At 73.4% G+C, this 17815-nt stretch carries 15 protein-coding genes; 12 read left to right on the forward strand and 3 right to left on the reverse strand.

Annotated elements, in window-relative coordinates; translation table 11 throughout:
• Positions 1-29: 29 nt before the first annotated feature.
• The 10 genes from ACIBST_RS33335 (at position 30) to ACIBST_RS33380 (ending at position 10567) form a co-directional block, all read left to right on the forward strand.
• Positions 30-992 (forward strand): helix-turn-helix transcriptional regulator, encoded by a 963-nt coding sequence (locus ACIBST_RS33335; RefSeq protein WP_397177450.1) that lies wholly within the window; start codon positions 30-32, stop codon positions 990-992.
• Positions 989-1957, forward strand: a complete 969-nt coding sequence (locus ACIBST_RS33340; protein WP_364341813.1) for a WYL domain-containing protein — start codon at positions 989-991, stop codon at positions 1955-1957. The genes ACIBST_RS33335 and ACIBST_RS33340 overlap by 4 nt, the downstream gene beginning before the upstream one ends.
• Positions 1954-2172, forward strand: coding sequence for a hypothetical protein (locus tag ACIBST_RS33345; protein ID WP_397177451.1), 219 nt, complete (start codon positions 1954-1956; stop codon positions 2170-2172). Before ACIBST_RS33340 ends, ACIBST_RS33345 begins: the two co-directional genes overlap by 4 nt.
• Positions 2173-2185: 13 nt before the next feature.
• Complete coding sequence (tatA, locus tag ACIBST_RS33350) at positions 2186-2536, forward strand: Sec-independent protein translocase subunit TatA (protein ID WP_397177452.1); 351 nt, start codon at positions 2186-2188, stop codon at positions 2534-2536.
• Between the two features lie 34 nt (positions 2537-2570).
• The gene (tatC, locus tag ACIBST_RS33355) at positions 2571-3452 is read left to right on the forward strand and encodes a twin-arginine translocase subunit TatC (RefSeq protein WP_397177453.1); all 882 of its coding nucleotides are present in this window, start codon (positions 2571-2573) and stop codon (positions 3450-3452) included.
• Between the two features lie 16 nt (positions 3453-3468).
• Positions 3469-4353 carry a diacylglycerol/lipid kinase family protein gene (locus ACIBST_RS33360; protein WP_397177455.1) on the forward strand — a complete coding sequence of 295 codons (885 nt, stop codon included), beginning with the start codon at positions 3469-3471 and terminating at the stop codon, positions 4351-4353.
• A 79-nt stretch (positions 4354-4432) separates the two neighbouring features.
• Positions 4433-7159: a DEAD/DEAH box helicase gene (locus ACIBST_RS33365; protein ID WP_397177456.1), complete on the forward strand. Its 2727-nt coding sequence runs from the start codon at positions 4433-4435 to the stop codon at positions 7157-7159.
• A gap of 606 nt (positions 7160-7765) precedes the next feature.
• Complete coding sequence (locus ACIBST_RS33370; RefSeq protein ID WP_397177458.1) at positions 7766-9418, forward strand: ABC transporter ATP-binding protein; 1653 nt, start codon at positions 7766-7768, stop codon at positions 9416-9418.
• 128 nt (positions 9419-9546) lie between these two features.
• Positions 9547-10125: a TetR/AcrR family transcriptional regulator gene (locus ACIBST_RS33375; RefSeq protein ID WP_397177459.1), complete on the forward strand. Its 579-nt coding sequence runs from the start codon at positions 9547-9549 to the stop codon at positions 10123-10125.
• 271 nt (positions 10126-10396) lie between these two features.
• Positions 10397-10567 (forward strand): hypothetical protein, encoded by a 171-nt coding sequence (locus tag ACIBST_RS33380; protein ID WP_352331507.1) that lies wholly within the window; start codon positions 10397-10399, stop codon positions 10565-10567.
• Between the two features lie 114 nt (positions 10568-10681).
• Here the strand turns inward: ACIBST_RS33380 and ACIBST_RS33385 are convergent, their stop codons facing one another.
• Positions 10682-12097, reverse strand: a complete 1416-nt coding sequence (locus tag ACIBST_RS33385) for an RNB domain-containing ribonuclease (RefSeq protein ID WP_397177568.1) — start codon at positions 12095-12097, stop codon at positions 10682-10684.
• A gap of 36 nt (positions 12098-12133) precedes the next feature.
• Positions 12134-12466, reverse strand: coding sequence for an STAS domain-containing protein (locus tag ACIBST_RS33390; protein WP_352324744.1), 333 nt, complete (start codon positions 12464-12466; stop codon positions 12134-12136).
• 270 nt (positions 12467-12736) lie between these two features.
• Between ACIBST_RS33390 and ACIBST_RS33395 the strand changes: the two genes are divergently transcribed.
• Positions 12737-14812, forward strand: coding sequence for an alpha-galactosidase (locus ACIBST_RS33395; RefSeq protein ID WP_397177461.1), 2076 nt, complete (start codon positions 12737-12739; stop codon positions 14810-14812).
• 119 nt (positions 14813-14931) lie between these two features.
• Here the strand turns inward: ACIBST_RS33395 and ACIBST_RS33400 are convergent, their stop codons facing one another.
• A complete protein-coding gene (locus tag ACIBST_RS33400) occupies positions 14932-15330 on the reverse strand; it encodes a hypothetical protein (protein ID WP_397177462.1) in 399 nt (132 codons plus the stop codon).
• Positions 15331-15660: 330 nt separating this feature from the next.
• On the opposite strand from ACIBST_RS33400, the gene ACIBST_RS33405 reads away from it, so the two are divergent.
• Positions 15661-17721: an FUSC family protein gene (locus ACIBST_RS33405; RefSeq protein WP_397177463.1), complete on the forward strand. Its 2061-nt coding sequence runs from the start codon at positions 15661-15663 to the stop codon at positions 17719-17721.
• Positions 17722-17815 lie beyond the last annotated feature (94 nt).

The raw sequence follows: 17815 nt of genomic DNA on the forward strand, positions 1-17815 counted from the left end.
GTAGCGTCGATGAAGGAGGAGTGAGGCAGATGTCGCGCCGTAAGACCGAGCGGTTGCTGAATCTGGTGATCTGCCTGCTCGCCACCCGGCGCCCGCTGTCGGCCGAGCAGATCCGCCAGGCGGTTCCCGGCTACGACCGCGATGGCGACGAGGCGTTCCAGCGCATGTTCGAACGCGACAAGAACGAGCTGCGCGAGATCGGCATCCCCATCGACGTCGTGCGCGACCCGTGGGAGGACGAGCCGGGCTACCGCATCGACCCGCAGTCCTACGAGCTGCCGGAGATCACCCTGGAGCCCGACGAGGCCGCCGTGCTGGGCCTGGCGGCGCAGGTGTGGCAGCGGGCCAGCCTGGCCGAGGCCGCCTCGGGGGCGCTGCTGAAGCTGCGCGCCGCCGGCGTGGCCACCGACGAGCCGGTCGGCGGCCCGATCGGCGGCGGCGCCCTGGAGCTGCGCGTCGACACCCGCGACCCGGCCTTCCCCGCCCTGTGGGACGCCGTGCGCGACCGCCGCGTGGTGCGCTTCGACTACCGCGCCTCCGGCAGCGAGACGGTGCGCGCCCGCACCGTCGAGCCGTGGGGCGTGGTCAGCCGGCGCGGGCGCTGGTACCTGGCCGGGTTCGACCGCGACCGCGCCGCGCCGCGCGCCTTCCGCCTCAGCCGCATCGCCGGTCCGGTCACCGCACTCGGCCGTCCCGGTGTCGTCGAGGTGCCCCACGGGGTCGACCTGCGGGCCATGGTCGGCTTCCCCGAGGAGCCCGTGGACGAGCGCGTCGCCGTCATCCGGGTGCGCCGGGGCACCTGCGAGGGCCTGCGCCAGCTCGCCAGGGCCGTGCGCCCGCGCGAGGACGGCTGGGACGAGGCCGAGCTGGCCTTCGCCGACCCCGAACGCCTCGCGGGCTGGATGGCCAGCCTCGGCGCCGACGTCGAGGTGGTCGGGCCCCCCGACGCCCGCGAGGCCGTCATCCGCCGACTGAAGGGAGCCCTGGCATGAGCGGTTCGGCTGACCGGCTGCCCAGGCTGCTGGCGCTGGTGCCGTACCTGATGTCCCACCCGGGAGCCCAGGTCGGCGAGGTCGCCGAGGTGTTCGGGCTGAGCGAGAAGCAGCTCATCGACGACCTGCAACTGGTGTGGATGTGCGGCCTGCCCGGCCACACCCCAGGCGACCTCATCGACGTCTCCTGGGACGGCGGCGAGATCATCATCGACAACGCCGACACCATCGCCCGGCCGCTGCGGCTCGGCATCGACGAGGCCAGCGCGCTGCTGGTCGCGCTGCGCATGCTGGCCGCCACGCCCGAGCTGGCCGACGTGGCCGCCGGCGACGCGCTGCCGCGCGTGGTGGCCAAGCTGGAGCGCGCCGCGGGCGAGGGCGCGGCCACCGTCAGCAGCCAGGTCGCCTTCGACGTCGAGGCCGCCCCCGACGCGCTCGGCCGGGTGCGCGAGGGGCTCACCGCCCGGCGCCGGCTGTCGCTGCGCTACTACGTGCCCGGGCGCGACGAGGTCACCCCGCGCGAGGTCGACCCGACCCGGGTCGTGGTCGTCGACGGCCGCACCTACCTGGAGGGCTGGTGCTACCGGGCCGAGGCGATGCGGCTGTTCCGGCTCGACCGGGTGCTCGGCGTCGACGTGCTCGACGTGCCGGCCGACCCGCCGGCCGAGGCCGAGCCCATCGACGTCACCCGCGGCGTCTTCCGTCCCTCGCCGACCGACGAGCTGGTCGAGCTGGAGGTCAGCGCCGCCGGGCGGTGGGTGGCCGAGTACTACCCGTGCGAGGAGGTCACCGAGCTCGGTGAAGGGCGGCTGAAGATATCGTTGCGGGCGCGTGACGAGGACTGGATCGTCAAGCTGGCGCTGCGGCTCGGCGACACCGGCCGGGTCGTCTTCCCGCCCGCGATGGCCGAGACCGTGCGCGGGGAGGCCGAGCGGGCCCTGGCCCTGTACGCTCAGCACCCATGACGTGGATGTTCTTGGCCGCCGGGCTGGTCCTGGCCGGGCTGGCCGTGCTCGGCGCCGCGGGCGCCAGGGCCGCCGCCGCGGCACGTGCCTTGAAACGGGAGGTCGCCGCGGCGAAGGCGCGTCTGGAGCGGGGGCAGGCCAGATTGACGCCTCGGGAAGATGAGACCACGGCCCCTGGGGGCGTACCATCGGGGCTGAAGACCGGCACTCGCTGATAAAGGACGTTTCATGTCGAACCTTGGAGTTCCCGAGCTCCTGATCATCGCAGGCGTGCTCGTCCTGCTGTTCGGTGCGAAGAAGCTGCCCGACGTGGCCAGGGGCGTCGGCAGGTCGCTGCGCATCTTCAAGTCGGAGACCGCCAAGCTCCGCGATGACGACGACGACACGCCCCACACCACGGTCCAGGCGCAGCCGGCCCCGGCTCCGGCCCAGCAGCCCGCACCGCAGCCGATCACCCCCGCTCCCGCCCCGGCCCCCGCCGCCGCCCCGGCGCTGTCGGCCGAGGAGCAGGCCCGCCAGCTCGAGGAGCAGGCCGCCCGCCTGCGCGCCAGCGCCGCCCAGGCCGACAAGCAAGGCTGACCCCCCTTCCTCCTCCTTCACCCCTGGACTGCGAATGGCGCTGCTCAAACGGTCGAGAGATTCCGGATCGGCCCCCGACCCCGAGGGCCGGATGCCGCTCATGGAGCACCTGCGCGAGCTGCGCAACAGGTTGCTCATCTCGGTTCTCGCGGTGGTCGTGGGCATCGTCGTCGGCTGGATCCTGTTCGACCCGGTGTGGGAGGCGCTGCGCGCGCCCTACTGCGAGACGGTGCAGTCGCGCCAGCTCAACGGTCACTGCAGCCTGGTCTACAACGGCATCTTCCAGTCCTTCTTCATCACGCTGAAGGTCTCGGCGATGGTGGGCGTCGTGGTGGCCTCACCGGTCTGGCTCTACCAGATCTGGGCCTTCGTCACCCCGGCCCTCTACCGCAACGAGAAGCGCTACTCCATCGCCTTTCTCGGCCTGGCCGTCCCGCTGTTCGTGTTCGGCGCGGGCCTGGCCTACGTCATCATGGACACCAGCCTCGGCATCCTGCTGAGCTTCTCGCTCGAGGACACCGTCGCGACGATCTCGATCGACGAGTACCTCGACTACGTCCTGATCATGTTGATGATCTTCGGCGTGTCGTTCGAGCTGCCGCTGCTGCTGGTCTTCCTCAACGTCATCGGCGTCCTGTCCCACGCGACCGTCAAGAAGCACCGGCGTACGGTGATCTTCGCGATGTTCGTGTTCGGGGCGGTCATCACCCCCGGTGGCGACCCGCTCACCATGATGGCGCTGGCCGCGCCGATGATCATCCTGTACTTCCTCGCCGAGCTCTTCATGTTCGTGCGGGAGCGCCGCAGGCCCGCGGGCGAGGACTTCTCGCACCTGTCCGACGACGAGGCCTCGCCGCTGGCCGACGCCCCGTCCGATGCCACGTCCGACGCCGAGGATTCCGACGGCGCCCGATAGGCGATAGGTTCCGGGCGTGGCCCCCCAAATCGCCCTGCTCGTCAACCCCGCCGCACGCGGCGGGCGCACCCTGCGACTGCTCGAACCCGTCGCCCGCCGGTTGCGGGCCGGCGGCGCCGAGCTGTCGGTGATCGTCGGCGCCGACGCCGCCGACGCCCTCGAACGAGCCTGCACCGCCGTCGCCGAGCGCCCCGACGCGCTGGTGGCCTTCGGCGGCGACGGGCTGGTCCACCTCGCCGTCCAGGCCGTGGCGGGCACCGACGTGCCGCTCGGCATCATCCCGGCCGGCACCGGCAACGACTTCGCCGCCGCCCTGGGGCTGGCGCGTGACCCGCTGGCCGCGGCCAGGACCGTGCTGCGGATGCGGGCCCGGCCGGTCGACGCCGCCCGCGTACGGGCCGGGGAGTCGGAGGAGCTGTTCGCCGGGGTGCTGTGCTGCGGCTTCGACTCGCGCGTCAACGAACGCGCCAACCGGCGCACCTGGCCGCCAGGCAAGGGCCGCTACCTGGTGGCGGTGGCCGAGGAGCTGCGCGCCTTCCGGCCCATCCCGTTCCGGGTCACGCTCGACGACGGGGAGGTGGTCGAGCAGGAGGCCATGATGGTCGCCGTGGCCAACACCCGCTCCTACGGCGCCGGCATGCGCGTGTGCCCCGACGCCTCGCCCGACGACGGCCTGCTCGACGTGATGATGGTCGGCGCGGTCTCCAAGGGCGAGTTCCTGCGCGTCTTCCCGGGCGTCTACCGGGGCACCCACGTGGGCCACCCGGCGGTGTCGGTGCGGCGGGCCCGCAGGGTCACACTGGAGGCGGCCGACGTGGTGGCCTACGCCGACGGCGAGCGCGTGGGGGCGGTGCCGGTCAGCTGCGAGATCCAGCCCGGCGCGCTGCGCGTGATCACCTGATCTACAACGTAAAGGCTGTTCGCCGCGGGCCGAGTCCGCCGGGACGGACCGGAATGGCGATTTCGGTAGGCTGACGGGTATGACAACGCCAGCGGAACGCTACGCGGCCTTCCGTCAGAAGCACGGAGACGACGGAGGGGCGCTGAGATCGTTCCGCGGTCTCTACGACTTCGAGCTCGACGACTTCCAGCTCGACGCCTGCCGGGCCCTGGAGGCGGGCGACGGCGTCCTGGTGGCCGCGCCCACCGGGTCGGGCAAGACGGTCGTCGGCGAGTTCGCCGTCCACCTGGCCCTGGAGCAGGGCCGCAAGTGCTTCTACACCACCCCCATCAAGGCGCTGTCCAACCAGAAGTACAACGACCTGGTCAAGCGCTACGGCACGGCCAAGGTCGGCCTGCTGACGGGCGACAACAGCGTCAACGGCGAGGCCCCGATCGTGGTCATGACCACCGAGGTGCTGCGCAACATGCTCTACGCCGGCTCGGCCACCCTGGCCGGGCTGGGCTTCGCCGTCATGGACGAGGTCCACTACCTCGCCGACCGCTTCCGCGGCGCGGTGTGGGAAGAGGTCATCATCCATCTGCCGGAGTCGGTGCGCCTGGTGGCGCTGTCGGCCACGGTCAGCAACGCCGAGGAGTTCGGCGAGTGGCTGGGCGAGGTGCGCGGCGACACCACGGTCATCGTCGACGAGCACCGGCCGGTGCCCCTGTGGCAGCACATGATGGTCGGCAACCGCGTCTACGACATGTTCATGACCGACGACCTGACGCCGCGGATCAACCCCGCGCTGATGCGGGTGACGCGCGACGCCGAGCGGCTGATGGCCGGGCGGCGCGGGCGCGGCGGCTACGGCAAGGTCCACCGCTCGCGTCCGCCCGACCGCGTCCAGGTGATCGAGAAGCTCGACTCCGAGGGGCTGCTTCCGGCGATCACGTTCATCTTCTCGCGGGCCGGCTGCCAGGCGGCCGTGCAGCAGTGCCTCTACGCCGGCATCCGGCTGACCACCGACCGCGAGCGCCACGAGATCAGGCAGCTCGTCGACGAGCGCACCGCCCACCTGCCCGACGAGGACCTGGCCGTGCTGGGCTACCTGGAGTGGCGCGACTGCCTGGAGCGCGGCCTGGCCGCCCACCACGCGGGCATGCTGCCGGCCTTCAAGGAGGTCGTCGAGGAGCTGTTCACCCGCGGCCTGGTCAAGGCCGTCTTCGCCACCGAGACGCTGGCGCTCGGCATCAACATGCCCGCGCGCAGCGTGGTGATCGAGAAGCTCGACAAGTGGAACGGCGAGACCCACGCCGACCTCACCCCGGGCGAGTACACCCAGCTCACCGGGCGGGCCGGGCGGCGCGGCATCGACGTCGAGGGGCACGCGGTGGTGCTGTGGCAGCCGGGCATGGACCCGCTGTCGGTGGCCGGGCTTGCCGGCACCCGCACCTACCCGCTGCGCTCCAGCTTCCAGCCGTCCTACAACATGGCCGTCAACCTGGTGGGCCAGTTCGGCCGCGAGCGCGCCCGCACGCTGCTGGAGGAGTCCTTCGCGCAGTTCCAGGCCGACCGGGCGGTCGTGGGCCTGGCCAAGCAGCTGCGCAAGCACGAGGAGGCCCTGGAGGGCTACCAGGAGGCCATGACGTGCCACCTGGGCGACTTCCCCGAGTACGCCGCGCTGCGCCGGCGGCTGTCGGACCGCGAGGCCGAGCTGTCCAAGCAGCGCGGCGCGGCCCGGCGCGCGGCCGCCGTGCGCTCGCTGGAGGCGCTGCAGCCCGGCGACGTGATCCGGGTGCCGGGCGGGCGCCGGGCGGGCCTGGCGATCGTGCTCGACCCCGGGCGCAACCCGCGCGGCCACGGCCCGAGCCCGCTGGTGCTGACGATCGGCAAGCAGGTCAAGAAGCTCGACCCGGCCGACTTCCCGGTGCCGGTCGAGCCGCTGGAGAAGCTGCGCATCCCGAAGAACTTCAACGGCCGCTCGCCGAAGGAACGCGCCAACCTCGTCTCCACCCTGCTGGCCAAGATCGGCGACCGCGACCTCGGCAAGCCGGCCAGGGCGCGCGACCACTCGATCGACGACGACGAGGTCAACGAGCTGCGCCGGCGCATCCGCCAGCACCCCTGCCACGGCTGCGACGAGCGGGAGGACCACGCCCGCTGGGCCGAGCGCTACTACAAGCTCCAGCGCGAGACCGAGGGGCTGCGCCGCCGCGTCGAGGGCCGCTCCCACGTCATCTCCCGCACCTTCGACCGCATCTGCTCGGTGCTGGAGCAGCTGGGCTACCTCGACGGCGAGGCCGTCACCGACGAGGGCCGCCGCCTGGGCCGGCTCTACACCGAGCTCGACCTGCTGACCGCCGAGTGCCTGCGCGGCGGCCTGTGGGAGGAGCTCGAACCGGCCGAGCTGGCCGCGTGCGTGTCGGCGCTGGTGTTCGAGTCGCGGCAGTCCGACGACGCGCGTCGTCCCAAGGTCCCGGCGGGGCGGGCCCAGGACGCGCTGTCGTCGATGATCCGGCTGTGGGGCGAGCTGGAGGGCATCGAGTCCGACCACGGGCTGTCCACCATCCGTGAGCCCGATCTGGGGTTCGCGTGGGCGGCGTTCCGGTGGGCCAAGGGCCACAGCCTCGACGCGGTGCTGCTGGAGGGCGTGGCCGGCAACGAGCTGGCGGCCGGCGACTTCGTGCGGTGGATCAAGCAGCTGATGGACCTGCTCGGCCAGCTCGGGAGCGCGGCTCCGGAGGGCAGCAAGATCAAGCAGACCGCTGGCAAGGCGATGGACGCCATGCGGCGCGGCGTCGTGGCGTACTCGTCGCTCACCTGAGGTCCCTGAGGTCACTGCAGGTCACCTCAGGTCACCGCAGGTCACCTGGCGTGACCTCTGACGCGGGAATGTCCGCGAAGGGCGGGCGGATCCAGCCGGATCCGCCCGCCCTTCGGGCTTTCCGATTAGCTGAGAACCAGTTCTGAGTAGCATCTTTGAGCGTTCCGTGACCGCCATAAGCGGATTTCGCGATTTACGGCTCATTTAAGTAGCCGGCGGCAGTGCCTTTGTGGCCGGGATTCACCGGTCAATTCTCCCTTTAACGGCCGAACTTCTGGTGATTTGCGGCGAATTCGTGGGTATCGTCCCATTTGTCGAATGGAACAGCCATACGGGGGAGGAAGATATGGCTAACAACCAGCTGACCCAGCCCGGCTTCCAGGAGTCCTGGCGCTGCCGCCGTCGCCGGTGGTACCGCCGTCGCTGCTGCTACCGTAGGTGGTGGGGCTGGGGGTGGTAGAGCAACCCCGTGAGAGCCGGCGGCCCAGCCGCCGGCTCTCCCTTACGCTCTCCGGCCGTGAACTCGCTCCCGCCGTTTCCATCCGTCGAACCTTTCGCGAGTTCTGGCCGGACACCAAAGGTCTGCGCCGGTTTTTCGCCTGTGGCGTGGTGTTCGCCGTCCTCGCGGCGCTCTGCGAGGTCGCCGCGATCCGCCTGTTCGGGCACATCACGGACGACGTGCTCGCCACCCGCGATCTGGACGCCTTCTGGGCGCCCGCCTTCACCTGGCTCGGGCTCGCCGCCTTCGCCGGGCTGACGTCCTTCGTCGGGACGTACGCCACGGCCTACGGCGCGGAACGCTTCCTGCTCGCCCTGCGCGACCGCGTGTTCGCGCACATCCAGACCCTGTCGCCGGACTTCTCGGAGAACCGGCGGCTGGGCGACCTGATGGCCCGGCTGACCGACGACATCCAGGCCATCGAGGAACTCGTCGGCTCCGGCCTGGTCAAACTGTTCACCACCGCGGCCAGCGTGGTGTTCTTCGCCGGCGCCGCCTTCCTCATCCGCTGGGACCTCGCCCTCGTCACGATGGCGCTGATCCCGGCGTTCCTGGTCGTCTCGAAGCTGTTCGCGGCCAGGTTCAGGACGGCGGCGGCGCGCGAGCGGCTCAGCAACGGCGCCATGAACAGCGTGCTGGAGGAGGGGCTGGCCAACCAGGCGCTCGTCCAGGCCTATAACCGGCAGGGGGCCGAGTCCGGGCGCCTGCACGGCGAGGGCCGCCGCTGGCTGCGCGCCAATCTGTCCCAGGCCTGGCTGTCGGGGCTCTACCAGCCCATCGTCCAGGTCATCGAGACGGTCTGCCTGATCGTCATCATCGGGTTCGGCGCCTGGGAGATCGTCTCAGGACGGCTCACCCTGGGCGGCCTGCTCGCCTTCGCCGCCTACCTGGCGATGCTCTACCCGGCCGTGCAGAGCCTGGGGGAGCTGGCGCTGACGGTGTCGGAGGCGGCGGCGGGATCGGACCGGGTGATCGAGATCCTGCGCGTCCGGCCCCTCGTCACCGACCCCGAGGGGGCGGTGGCGCTGCCCGGCCGGGCCGAGGGACGGGTGGAGTTCGACGGCGTCGGCTTCACCTATCCGGGACGCACCCGGCCGGCCGTGCGCGATGTGTCGTTCACCGCCGGGCCCGGCGAGCTCGTCGTCTGCACCGGGCCCAGCGGGAGCGGCAAGTCGACGCTGGCCAAGCTGCTGCTGCGGTTCTACGACCCGGAACGCGGGCGCATCCTGCTCGACGGCCGCGACATCAGGGGCCTGACGCGGGAGTCGCTGCGCGCCAACGTGGCGATCCTGCACCAGGAGACGCTGCTGTTCTCGGGGTCCGTGCGCGACAACATCGCCTACGGCCGGCCGGGCGCCTCGCTCGACGAGGTGATCAGGGCGGCCGAGGCGGCCGGCGTGCACGACTTCGTCAAGCTGCTGCCCCAGGGGTACGACACCCCGGTCGGGCAGCGGGGCCGGCTGCTGTCCGGCGGCCAGCGGCAGCGGATCGGGATCGCCAGGGCCATCCTGCGCGACGCGCCCGTCCTGGTGCTCGACGAGCCGATGACCGGTCTGGACGACGCCACCGTCGCCCAGGTCATGAAGCCGCTGCGGCGGCTGATGGCCGGGCGCACGACCATCCTCATCACCCACGACCTGCGTCACGTGCCGGAGGGCGCGCGAGCCGTGGAGCTGGAGCCGGTGCCCCGCGAGGAGCGCATCCGGCTCAAGCGCGTCGGCTCGTTCGGCCTGCGGCCGCCGCTTGCGGCGCCGCCCTGAGCGGCGGGCGCGGCAGGTCCCATGCGGCCGCCCCTCCTGGCTCCGGCCAGGGCGGGCGGCCGCGCCACGCCGGGCTACCGCCCGGTAGAATCGGAGCCCTCCCTCCGCTTGCCGAAGGCAGGTTCCCCATGGGCGACCACAGCTCCGCCCGGCCGTTACGCGCCGACGCCCGCCGCAACCGCGAGCGGGTCCTGCAGATCGCGCAGGAGGCACTGGCCGCCGACGGGCTGACCATCTCCCTCGACGAGATCGCCCGCCGCGCCGGGTTCGGGGTCGGCACCGTGCACCGGCACTTCCCCACCGAGGAGGCGCTGCTGGAAGCGGTGCTGCTGGGCCGGGCCGAACGTTTCGTGGCCGACGCCCGCGCGCTGGCCACCGCCGAGGACGCAGGCCGGGCCTTCTTCGGCTGGTTCTGCCGGGTCGCCGAGCAGGCCGCGGCCCACCAGGCGCTGTGCGACCTGCTGGACGGCGGCGCGGGGCCGGCGCCGCGGCCCGGCTCGGCGCTGGAGGCCGACCTCGCCGACGCGGTCGGGCGGCTGCTGGCCCGCGCGCAGCGCGCCGGGGCCGTGCGCCGCGACCTGTCCGCCGACGACGTCCGCGACCTGCTGCGCGGCGCCCTGGCGGCCGAACGCCACGCGCGGGGCAGGGGCGCGGCCGGGCGGATGGCGGCCGTGATGTGCGACGGCATGCGCGCCGGGGCGGGCTGACCGGCCGTGAGGTGCGACGGCATGCGCGCCGGGGCGGGCTGACCGGCCGTGAGGTGCGGCGGGCATGCGCGCCCGCGAGGGCTGACCGGCCGTGAGGTGCGGCGGGCGGGGGCCGACTGACCGGCCGGTCAAAGGGGTGTCGTCATATGGCTACAGATCGTCACCCTCGGGGCAGTTTCTCCGCCGAGTCCGGCGGACATCCCGAAGACGTAGGAAAGGGACCCCCTTCAGGTCCATCGGGCCGGGGTCCGGTCAGCTCGGGAGGTAACCCGTGTTCGCTCTCATCGCCGCCCTGTTCTTCCTGCTCGCCCTGATCTTCGACATCGCCGGCACCGCCGTCGGCAACGTGCTCACCGCGGGCACGCTCACCACGGCCGGGCTGCTGTGCGTCGCCCTCCACCTGCTGGGGGTCGGCGCGGGATGGTCGCCGCTCAAGCGGTGAGGGCGGGTCCACCGGGGGCCGCGCGCGAGATCGTCCGGCGCGCGGCCCTCGCCGTGCCCAGGAGTGCCGTGCCCGCGGGTGCCGCGCCTGCGGGCGCCGGTCTCGCGGCGGGTTTCAGGCCAGGGTGAAGCGGACCTCGCGCGTTGCCGGGTCGGCCTGCGTCAGGCGGACGGTGACCCGCTCGCCCAGCGGCAGGTCGCCGTCGCAGCGGGCGATCACGGCCGGCTCGACGAGCTGCACCTGGCCGCCGCCGCGGCGCTCGTCCACGTCGATCACCATCGCCTCGAACGACTGGCCGATCCGCTCCCGCAGCAGGAACGCCTCCACCAGGTCCACGCAGGCCCGGTCGACCGCCCCGGCGCGGCGGCCGGTCGCCGACATGATGTCCGGCAGCAGCGGCAGCGCGGCCCGTACCTCGGCGGGCACCGGCTCGCCCGCGGCGACCGCCAGGCACACCTCCGTCGCGTACCGGTCCACCAGCCGCCGCAGCGGCGCCGTGACGTGCGCGTACGGCGCCGCCACCGCCGCGTGCTCGGCCAGCTTGGGCGGCGCGCCGTCGAAGGCCGCGTACCCGGCGCCGCGCAGCAGCACCTTCGACTCCTGCAGGAACGCCGCCTGCTGCGGGTTCTTCGGGTCGAGGTCGTGCACGACCTCCCCGTAACCGGCGCCCTCGGGCCACGGCACGCCGAGCGCCTGCGCGACCCTGCGCACCTTGGCCAGGTCGTCCGGCTGCGGAGCGGGCAGCACGCGCAGGATGCCGACCTCGGCGTCCAGCATCATCGAGGCGGCGGCCATGCCGGTCAGCAGCGAGATCTGGGCGTTCCACGCCTCGGCGGGCAGCGGCAGGCGGAACTCCAGCCGGTAGCCGCCGTCGGCGTCCCGGACGACCTCCTGCTCGGGCGTGGGCAGGGTGACCCCGCCGCGCGCCCGCTCCAGCCCCAGCCGCAGCGCGCCGATCTCGGCCAGCAGGCTCAGGGTGCCGTCGGCGGTGCCGGTGTCCACGGCCGCCTGAACGTAGGCGTAGTCGAGCCGCTCGCGGCTGCGCACCCGGGCGCGCTGCACGTCCGCGCCGACGATCCGGCCCTCGGCGTCGAGATCGACCCGCCAGACCGCGGCCGGACGGATCGCGCCCGGCAGCAGGCTCGCCGCGCCCTCCGACAGCACCTTGGGATGCAGCGGCACCCTGCCCACCGGCAGGTACACCGTCTCACCCCTGGTACGGGCCTCGGCGTCGATCGCGCCGCCCGGCCGGACGAAGGCCCCGACGTCGGCGATGGCGTACCAGACGCGGTAGCCGTCGCGCAGCCGTTCCAGGTGCAGGGCCTGGTCGAGGTCCATCGAGCCCGGCGGGTCGATGGTCACGAACGGCACGTCGGTCAGGTCTTTGGCGTCCAGCCTGGGCACCTGCGCCACCCAGTCGGCCTCGTCGAGCACGTCCTGGGGGAATCCGGCGGGCAGCCGCTGCTCGCGCAGCACGCGGTCGAACCCGTCCTCCAGCCTGGCGGGGATCGGGCCAGGAACCTGAATCATCGACACGCCCACAACCTACTCAAGGCGGGCGTACCGTCACGACTGGGGCGTCAGGTGGGCGTCCAGGCCGGTGATGCGCAGCAGGCGCTTCATGTTGGGCGGGACGTTGGCCAGCCGCAGGCTGGTGTGCCCGCGGGCGGCCTGGTTGTGCAGGGAGACCAGGATGCCGAGCCCGGCCGCGTCGATGAAGGACAGCCCGCCCACCTCGATCACCACCGACATGTCCGGCCGCCGCGCCCGCCCGGCCTCCTCCAGCACGCCGAGCAGGTGGCCGCGGACGGCCTCGGTGGTGGCGATGTCGAGCTCGCCGCTCAGGGAGACGGTCACGGTCGTGTCGTGGCGGCTGGTGGTCAGGTGAAGAGAATCCATGTCGGCTCCCCGCTGTCGGTCCGGGCGGAGGAAAGTGGTGCTGACTACGGGGACCCGCCCCTGGCCGAAGGCGCCGGATGCGATGATCGTCACGCAGCGCTACGGTCTGTTTCCGAAGAGGAGTGTACATGCCCTCCTGTCCGGGCTCGCGGAGCAGGCCCCCTACGTGCGAAGAGCCCGCCGAGACCGGCGCCGCGGGCGTTGCGGGCGGGGGCGTACCGCCCGGTAACGTCTCGTTCCACCTGATCCACTGACATTGAGGAGCGTGACGTGCCCCCCGTCATCCTTTCCGCCGCAGGTTCGGCCCTGGTGCTCGACGACTCCGGCCCCGGGCTGCCGCGGGTGCGGCACTACGGCGCCGATCTCGGGTCGGTCGCCGGAGCCGACCTGGCGCCCGCCCTGCTGTCGCTGACCCCCGCGCTGGCGCTGCTGCCCGGCCAGGACGAGTCCTGGTTCGGACGGCCGGGCCTGTCCGGTGACCGGGCCGGTGAGCACTGGCCGGTGCGCTGGAGCGCCGAGAGCGTCGAGACGGCGGCCGAGCCGGGCGCGGGCGGCCGCGTCACCGTCTCCGCCGCGGACGCCGAGGCGGGGTTGCGGCTGCTCAGCGAGCTGGTGATGGACGCCTCCGGCGTCGTCATGATGCGGCACACGGTGACCAACACCGCCGCCTCGCCGTACCGGCTGCAGGGGTTGACGTGCGCGCTGCCGCTGCCCGCCCGGGCCGGGGAGCTGCTGGACTTCACCGGACGGTGGGCGCTGGAGAAGGTGCCGCAGCGCAGGGAGTTCGGGCAGGGGGTGTGGTCGCGGGAGAGCCGCCGCGGCCGGACCGGGCACGACGCGACCGGCCTGCTCGTCGCCGGCACGCCCGGTTTCGGGTTCCGCTCCGGCGAGGTGTGGGCCGTGCACGCCGGCTGGAGCGGCGGCCACGTCCACTACGCCGAGCGGCTGGTCGAGGGCCAGGCCGTGCTGGCCGCCGGCGAACTGCTCGAACCCGGCGAGATCACCCTCGCCCAGGACGACGCCTACACCACCCCGTGGGTCTACTTCACCTGGTCCGGCAGCGGCCTGGACGAGGCTGCCGGCCGCTTGCACGACCACCTGCGCGCCGCCCGTCCGCTGCCGGTCCGCCCGGTGACCCTGAACAACTGGGAGGCCACCTACTTCGACCACGGACTCGACCGGCTGCGCGAGCTGGCCGACAAGGCGGCCGCCGCCGGGGTCGAACGGTTCGTGCTGGACGACGGCTGGTTCCGCCACCGCCGCCACGACCGCGCCGGGCTCGGCGACTGGTACGTCGACGAGGACGTGTGGCCCGGCGGCCTGCACCCGCTGGCCGAGCACGTCCGCGAGCTGGGCCTGCAGTTCGGCCTGTGGTTCGAGCCCGAGATGGTCAACCCCGACTCCGACCTGGCCCGCGCCCACCCCGACTGGATCCTCGCCCGCGCCGCCCGTCCGCCCGCGCTCTGGCGCAACCAGCAGGTGCTCGACCTGGCCCGGCCCGAGGTCTACGACTACCTCCTCGACCGCCTGGACACGCTGACCCGCGAGTACGCGCTGGACTACATCAAGTGGGACCACAACCGCGACCTGGCCGAGCCCGTCCACGACGGGAGGCCCGGCGTGCACGCGCAGACGGCCGCGGCCTACCGGCTGATCGACGAGCTGCGCCGCCGCCATCCCGGGCTGGAGATCGAGTCGTGCTCGTCGGGCGGCGCGCGCATCGACTACGGCGTCCTGGCCCGCACCGACCGCGTGTGGGCCTCCGACTGCAACGACGCCCTCGACCGGCAGGCCATCCAGCGCTGGACCGGGCTGCTGGTGCCGCCGGACCGCATGGGCTGCCACGTCGGCGCGCCGCACGACCACATCACCGGCCGCGCGCTGCCGCTCGCCTTCCGGGCGGCCACGGCGATGTTCGGCCACATGGGCGTGGAGTGGGACCTGACCTCGGCGAGCCCGCAGGAGCTGGAGGAGCTGGGCGTCTGGATCGCGCTGCACAAGCGGCTGCGTCCGGTGCTGCACGCGGGCCGGGTCGTGCGGGCCGACCATCCCGACCCCTCGACGCTGGTGCACGGGGTCGTGCTGCCCGAACGGGCCGTGTTCGCCTGCGTCCAGCTCACCAGCCGGGTCACCGTCAGCCCGGAACCGTTGCGGCTGCCGGGGCTCGACCCGGCCGCGCTGTACGAGGTGCGCGCCGCCGGGCCGCTGCCGGAGGGGGCGGGGCTGCCGCAGTGGGTGTTCGCGCCGGCGCGGCTGCCGGGGGCGGTGCTGGCCGAGCTGGGGCTGCCGGGGCCCGCGCTGCGTCCGGCCTCGGCGTTGATCTTCGAGGTCGAACGCGTGGCCTGAGGGGGGCGGAGCTGGCCGATCGATCGCCGGGCCCCCGGCCCATCGAACCGCCCTCCCGCGCCTCGGCGGCGTACGGGGGCGCGCGGTCGGGGTACGGTCGGGGTGCGGTCGGGGTGCGGTCAGTGGGTGGCCGGGCGCCAGGGGGCGTCGGCGGGGGAGGGGCGCCAGGCAGCCCAGTCGATGCGCACCCGGTCCGGCCGCGCCGGGTCCACCTTCACGGGCAGCACCGCGCCCGGGATCACCAGCCCCATGGGGATGCGCGGCAGCGTCTGGCGGTGGGCGACCCGGTAGGCGGGGCCCTCGTGCGGCTGCACCACCAGCCCGAAGCTGACGACGGGCTGGTCGTTGACGGACATGTGGGTGTCGGCCATCGACTCCACCACGGCCTGGGCGGGAATCCCGGTCGCCAGGAGCCGCTGGCCGTTCCTCGCCATGATCAGGAACGGCACGCCGACCGCGGCCGTGATCAGCGTCGTCCCGGCGGTGATCGCCACAGCCAGCAAGATTCCCGTGGTCACTGTGCTTCCCCAGTTCTGTTCTCCGCCCGGCGTCCGGGCGGCTCGTTCCGTCTGATCTCGAAGCAGTTTCTAGCGGGGACGGCTTGATCGCCGCTTGATCGCCGGTTGCAAGATCCGGCCGTCTAGCTGGTTTATTTCACGGGTAAAACACCTGGTAACCTTTTGGGGATGACCAGTGCTCTCCGACCCCGTGCCCGGTCCCTGCCGTCCCCTGCGTCGCCGTCGCTGGCGCCGGGGCCTTCGTTGGAGGCGTCATTGCGGTCTGGGGTGGGGGCGTCGGCGGGGTGGCGTGCGCGGCTGCCTGTGTGTGCGGCGCTGCGTCTGGGGCCCGTGGGCGACATCTGGCACAAACCCGCCCTGAGCGCCGTCGTCGCCCTCGCCGTCCCGCTGCTCGCCCTCCTGGCCGCCGGACGGCTCGACCTCGTGCCCTACGCCGCCGCCGGGTCGATGTGCGCCTTGTACGGTCACGGCCTGCCGTACGCGGCCCGTGCCAGGGCGCTGGGCTGGGTGGTGCTGGGGATGACGTCCAGCACGGCGGTCGCGCTGGTCGTCTCGGCCCTCACCGGCTCGGTCGCCGTCCGGGTGGCGGTGGCCGCCCTGCTGGCCGGGCTGCACAAGGCCGTCTGCGACGCCACCCGGATCGGGCCGCCGGGGAACGTCGTCCTCACGTTCGTCGCCGCCGGCTCGGTGTTCGTGCCGCAGGAGCTGGGCGACGTGCCCGCCCACGTCGGCCTCGGGCTGCTCGGCGGCCTCCTGGCCTGGACGGTCGGCATGGCCCCCGGCCTCCTCCGCCCCGACGGCCCGGAACGCGTCGCCGTCGCCCGAGCCCTCGAATCCACCGCCCACCTCCTACGCACGGCACCGAAGCCCCGCCATCTCCCGGAGCCCCACGATGTCCCCGAGACTCGCGGCCTCCTGGATGGACGCAGCCTCTCCGGCATCCGCCGCCTGCCCGGCGCGCGCGGCCTCCTTGCAGGGTCCGGCCTTTCAGGGACCTGCGAACTCTCGGAAGACCGCGACTTCCGCGAGGGGCGCGAGGGCGTCGCGGTGCGCCAGGCGCGCCATGCCGCTGCGGCGGCGGTCAACGCTGCCTGGCAGACGCTGCTGCGCTCCGGGGTTTCCGCTCGGCGCCGCGACGCGCTGGCCCGGCTGCTGGTCCGCGCCGAGTCGGCCGCCGCTGGGATGGCCGAGGAGACCGGTCCGGGCGCTGCGAGGGCTCCGGGCGTTCCCGCTCTTTCAGGCGTTCCCGCCTCTCCAGGTGTTCCGGCATCTCCCGACGTTCCGGGCGTGCAGGCTTCTCCTGGAGTTCCGGGTGTTCCGGCCTTTCTGGATTCGGCCTTTCCGGGGGGTCAGGTGGGTCCTGGAGGTCCGGTCGCTTCAGGGGCCGCGCGGCGGGCCGCTCCCCGGGAGCTTGCCGGATGGGCCCGGGACCTGCGTAAAGGGCGCCCGCTGCCGTCTCCTCGCGAGGTCCCGCTCCTTGCGGACGAGCGGGCCGAAGTCGTAGGCGTCGCGGCTGGACGGGATGAGTCCGCGATGACCGGAGCGGACCGGCCGGGGCGTCCGGCAGCGGCCGGCGGGGTGGGACGTGCGGCAGGGGCCGGCGGAGTGCGGCGTGGAGGATCGGGCGAGGGAGCGCGGCGTGGGAGATCGGCCGATGGAGCCCGGTGTGGGGGATCGGGCCTTGGAATGCGGCGTGGTGTCGTGCGGGTGGTGGTGGAGGTGGCTAGGCGGTGGCGGGTTGTCGGGATGGTGTTCGGCGGGGCCGCTGCGGCCGGGTGGGGGTCGTTGGCGCTGGGGGTGGGCAGGCCGTACTGGGCGGTGGTGACGGCGGCGGCCGTGTTCGCAGCCAACACCACCCTCTCCTGGAGCCGCGCGATCCAGCGCGTCGTCGGCAACCTGCTGGGCGTCGGGCTGTTCACCCTGGTCGCCCCCGTGACCCGGCTGGGCGCGGTGGCGCTGGTCGTGGCCGTTCTGGCGTTGCAGTGTGCGACGGAGGCGGCCATCACGCGCAACTACTGGCTGGGAAGCGTCTTCGTCACGCCGATGGCCATCCTCATGGGGGAGTTCGCCGGGACGCGGCCGGTGGCCGAGCTCGTGGCCGATCGCTGGCTGGACACGTGTCTCGGCGCGGTGGCGGGGCTGCTGGCCTGCGTGCTGGTGCCGGACCGGAGGGCGGCCCGGCGCGTACGGGCGGGGCTCGTACGTCTGGAGCGGATGCTGGCCGGGACGCCGGAACCGGGGGAGCGTGACCGGCTCCGCGCGGCGCTGGCGGAGGTCCGCGAAGCGGCCGACGTCGCCGCCGGCGAGTGGTGGACCGGGGCGCTGCCCCACGAGCGCATCGCCGCCGCCGAGCGGGCCGGCCACCGCAGGCTCGCCGCCCTGTACGCCTGACCCCACGCCTCGGGCGACCGCGCGGCCGGTCGCCGTCGGCCCACCCCGCACCACGCCCCGGCCCCGGGTGGAGCGCGTACGATCGGAGCCACCG

It is taken from the genome of Nonomuraea sp. NPDC049684 (assembly GCF_044465345.1).
In the GTDB taxonomy this organism is placed as follows: domain Bacteria; phylum Actinomycetota; class Actinomycetes; order Streptosporangiales; family Streptosporangiaceae; genus Nonomuraea.

Excerpts from the sequence above, each read along its gene's own strand:
- ACIBST_RS33385 (WP_397177568.1), bottom strand. The coding sequence starts at position 12,097 with ATGATTCAGGTTCCTGGCCCGATCCCCGCCAGGCTGGAGGACGGGTTC.
- ACIBST_RS33335 (WP_397177450.1), top strand. The coding sequence starts at position 30 with ATGTCGCGCCGTAAGACCGAGCGGTTGCTGAATCTGGTGATCTGCCTG.
- ACIBST_RS33390 (WP_352324744.1), bottom strand. The coding sequence starts at position 12,466 with ATGGATTCTCTTCACCTGACCACCAGCCGCCACGACACGACCGTGACC.
- ACIBST_RS33340 (WP_364341813.1), top strand. The coding sequence starts at position 989 with ATGAGCGGTTCGGCTGACCGGCTGCCCAGGCTGCTGGCGCTGGTGCCG.
- ACIBST_RS33345 (WP_397177451.1), top strand. The coding sequence starts at position 1,954 with ATGACGTGGATGTTCTTGGCCGCCGGGCTGGTCCTGGCCGGGCTGGCC.
- tatC (WP_397177453.1), top strand. The coding sequence starts at position 2,571 with ATGGCGCTGCTCAAACGGTCGAGAGATTCCGGATCGGCCCCCGACCCC.
- ACIBST_RS33375 (WP_397177459.1), top strand. The coding sequence starts at position 9,547 with ATGGGCGACCACAGCTCCGCCCGGCCGTTACGCGCCGACGCCCGCCGC.
- tatA (WP_397177452.1), top strand. The coding sequence starts at position 2,186 with ATGTCGAACCTTGGAGTTCCCGAGCTCCTGATCATCGCAGGCGTGCTC.
- ACIBST_RS33365 (WP_397177456.1), top strand. The coding sequence starts at position 4,433 with ATGACAACGCCAGCGGAACGCTACGCGGCCTTCCGTCAGAAGCACGGA.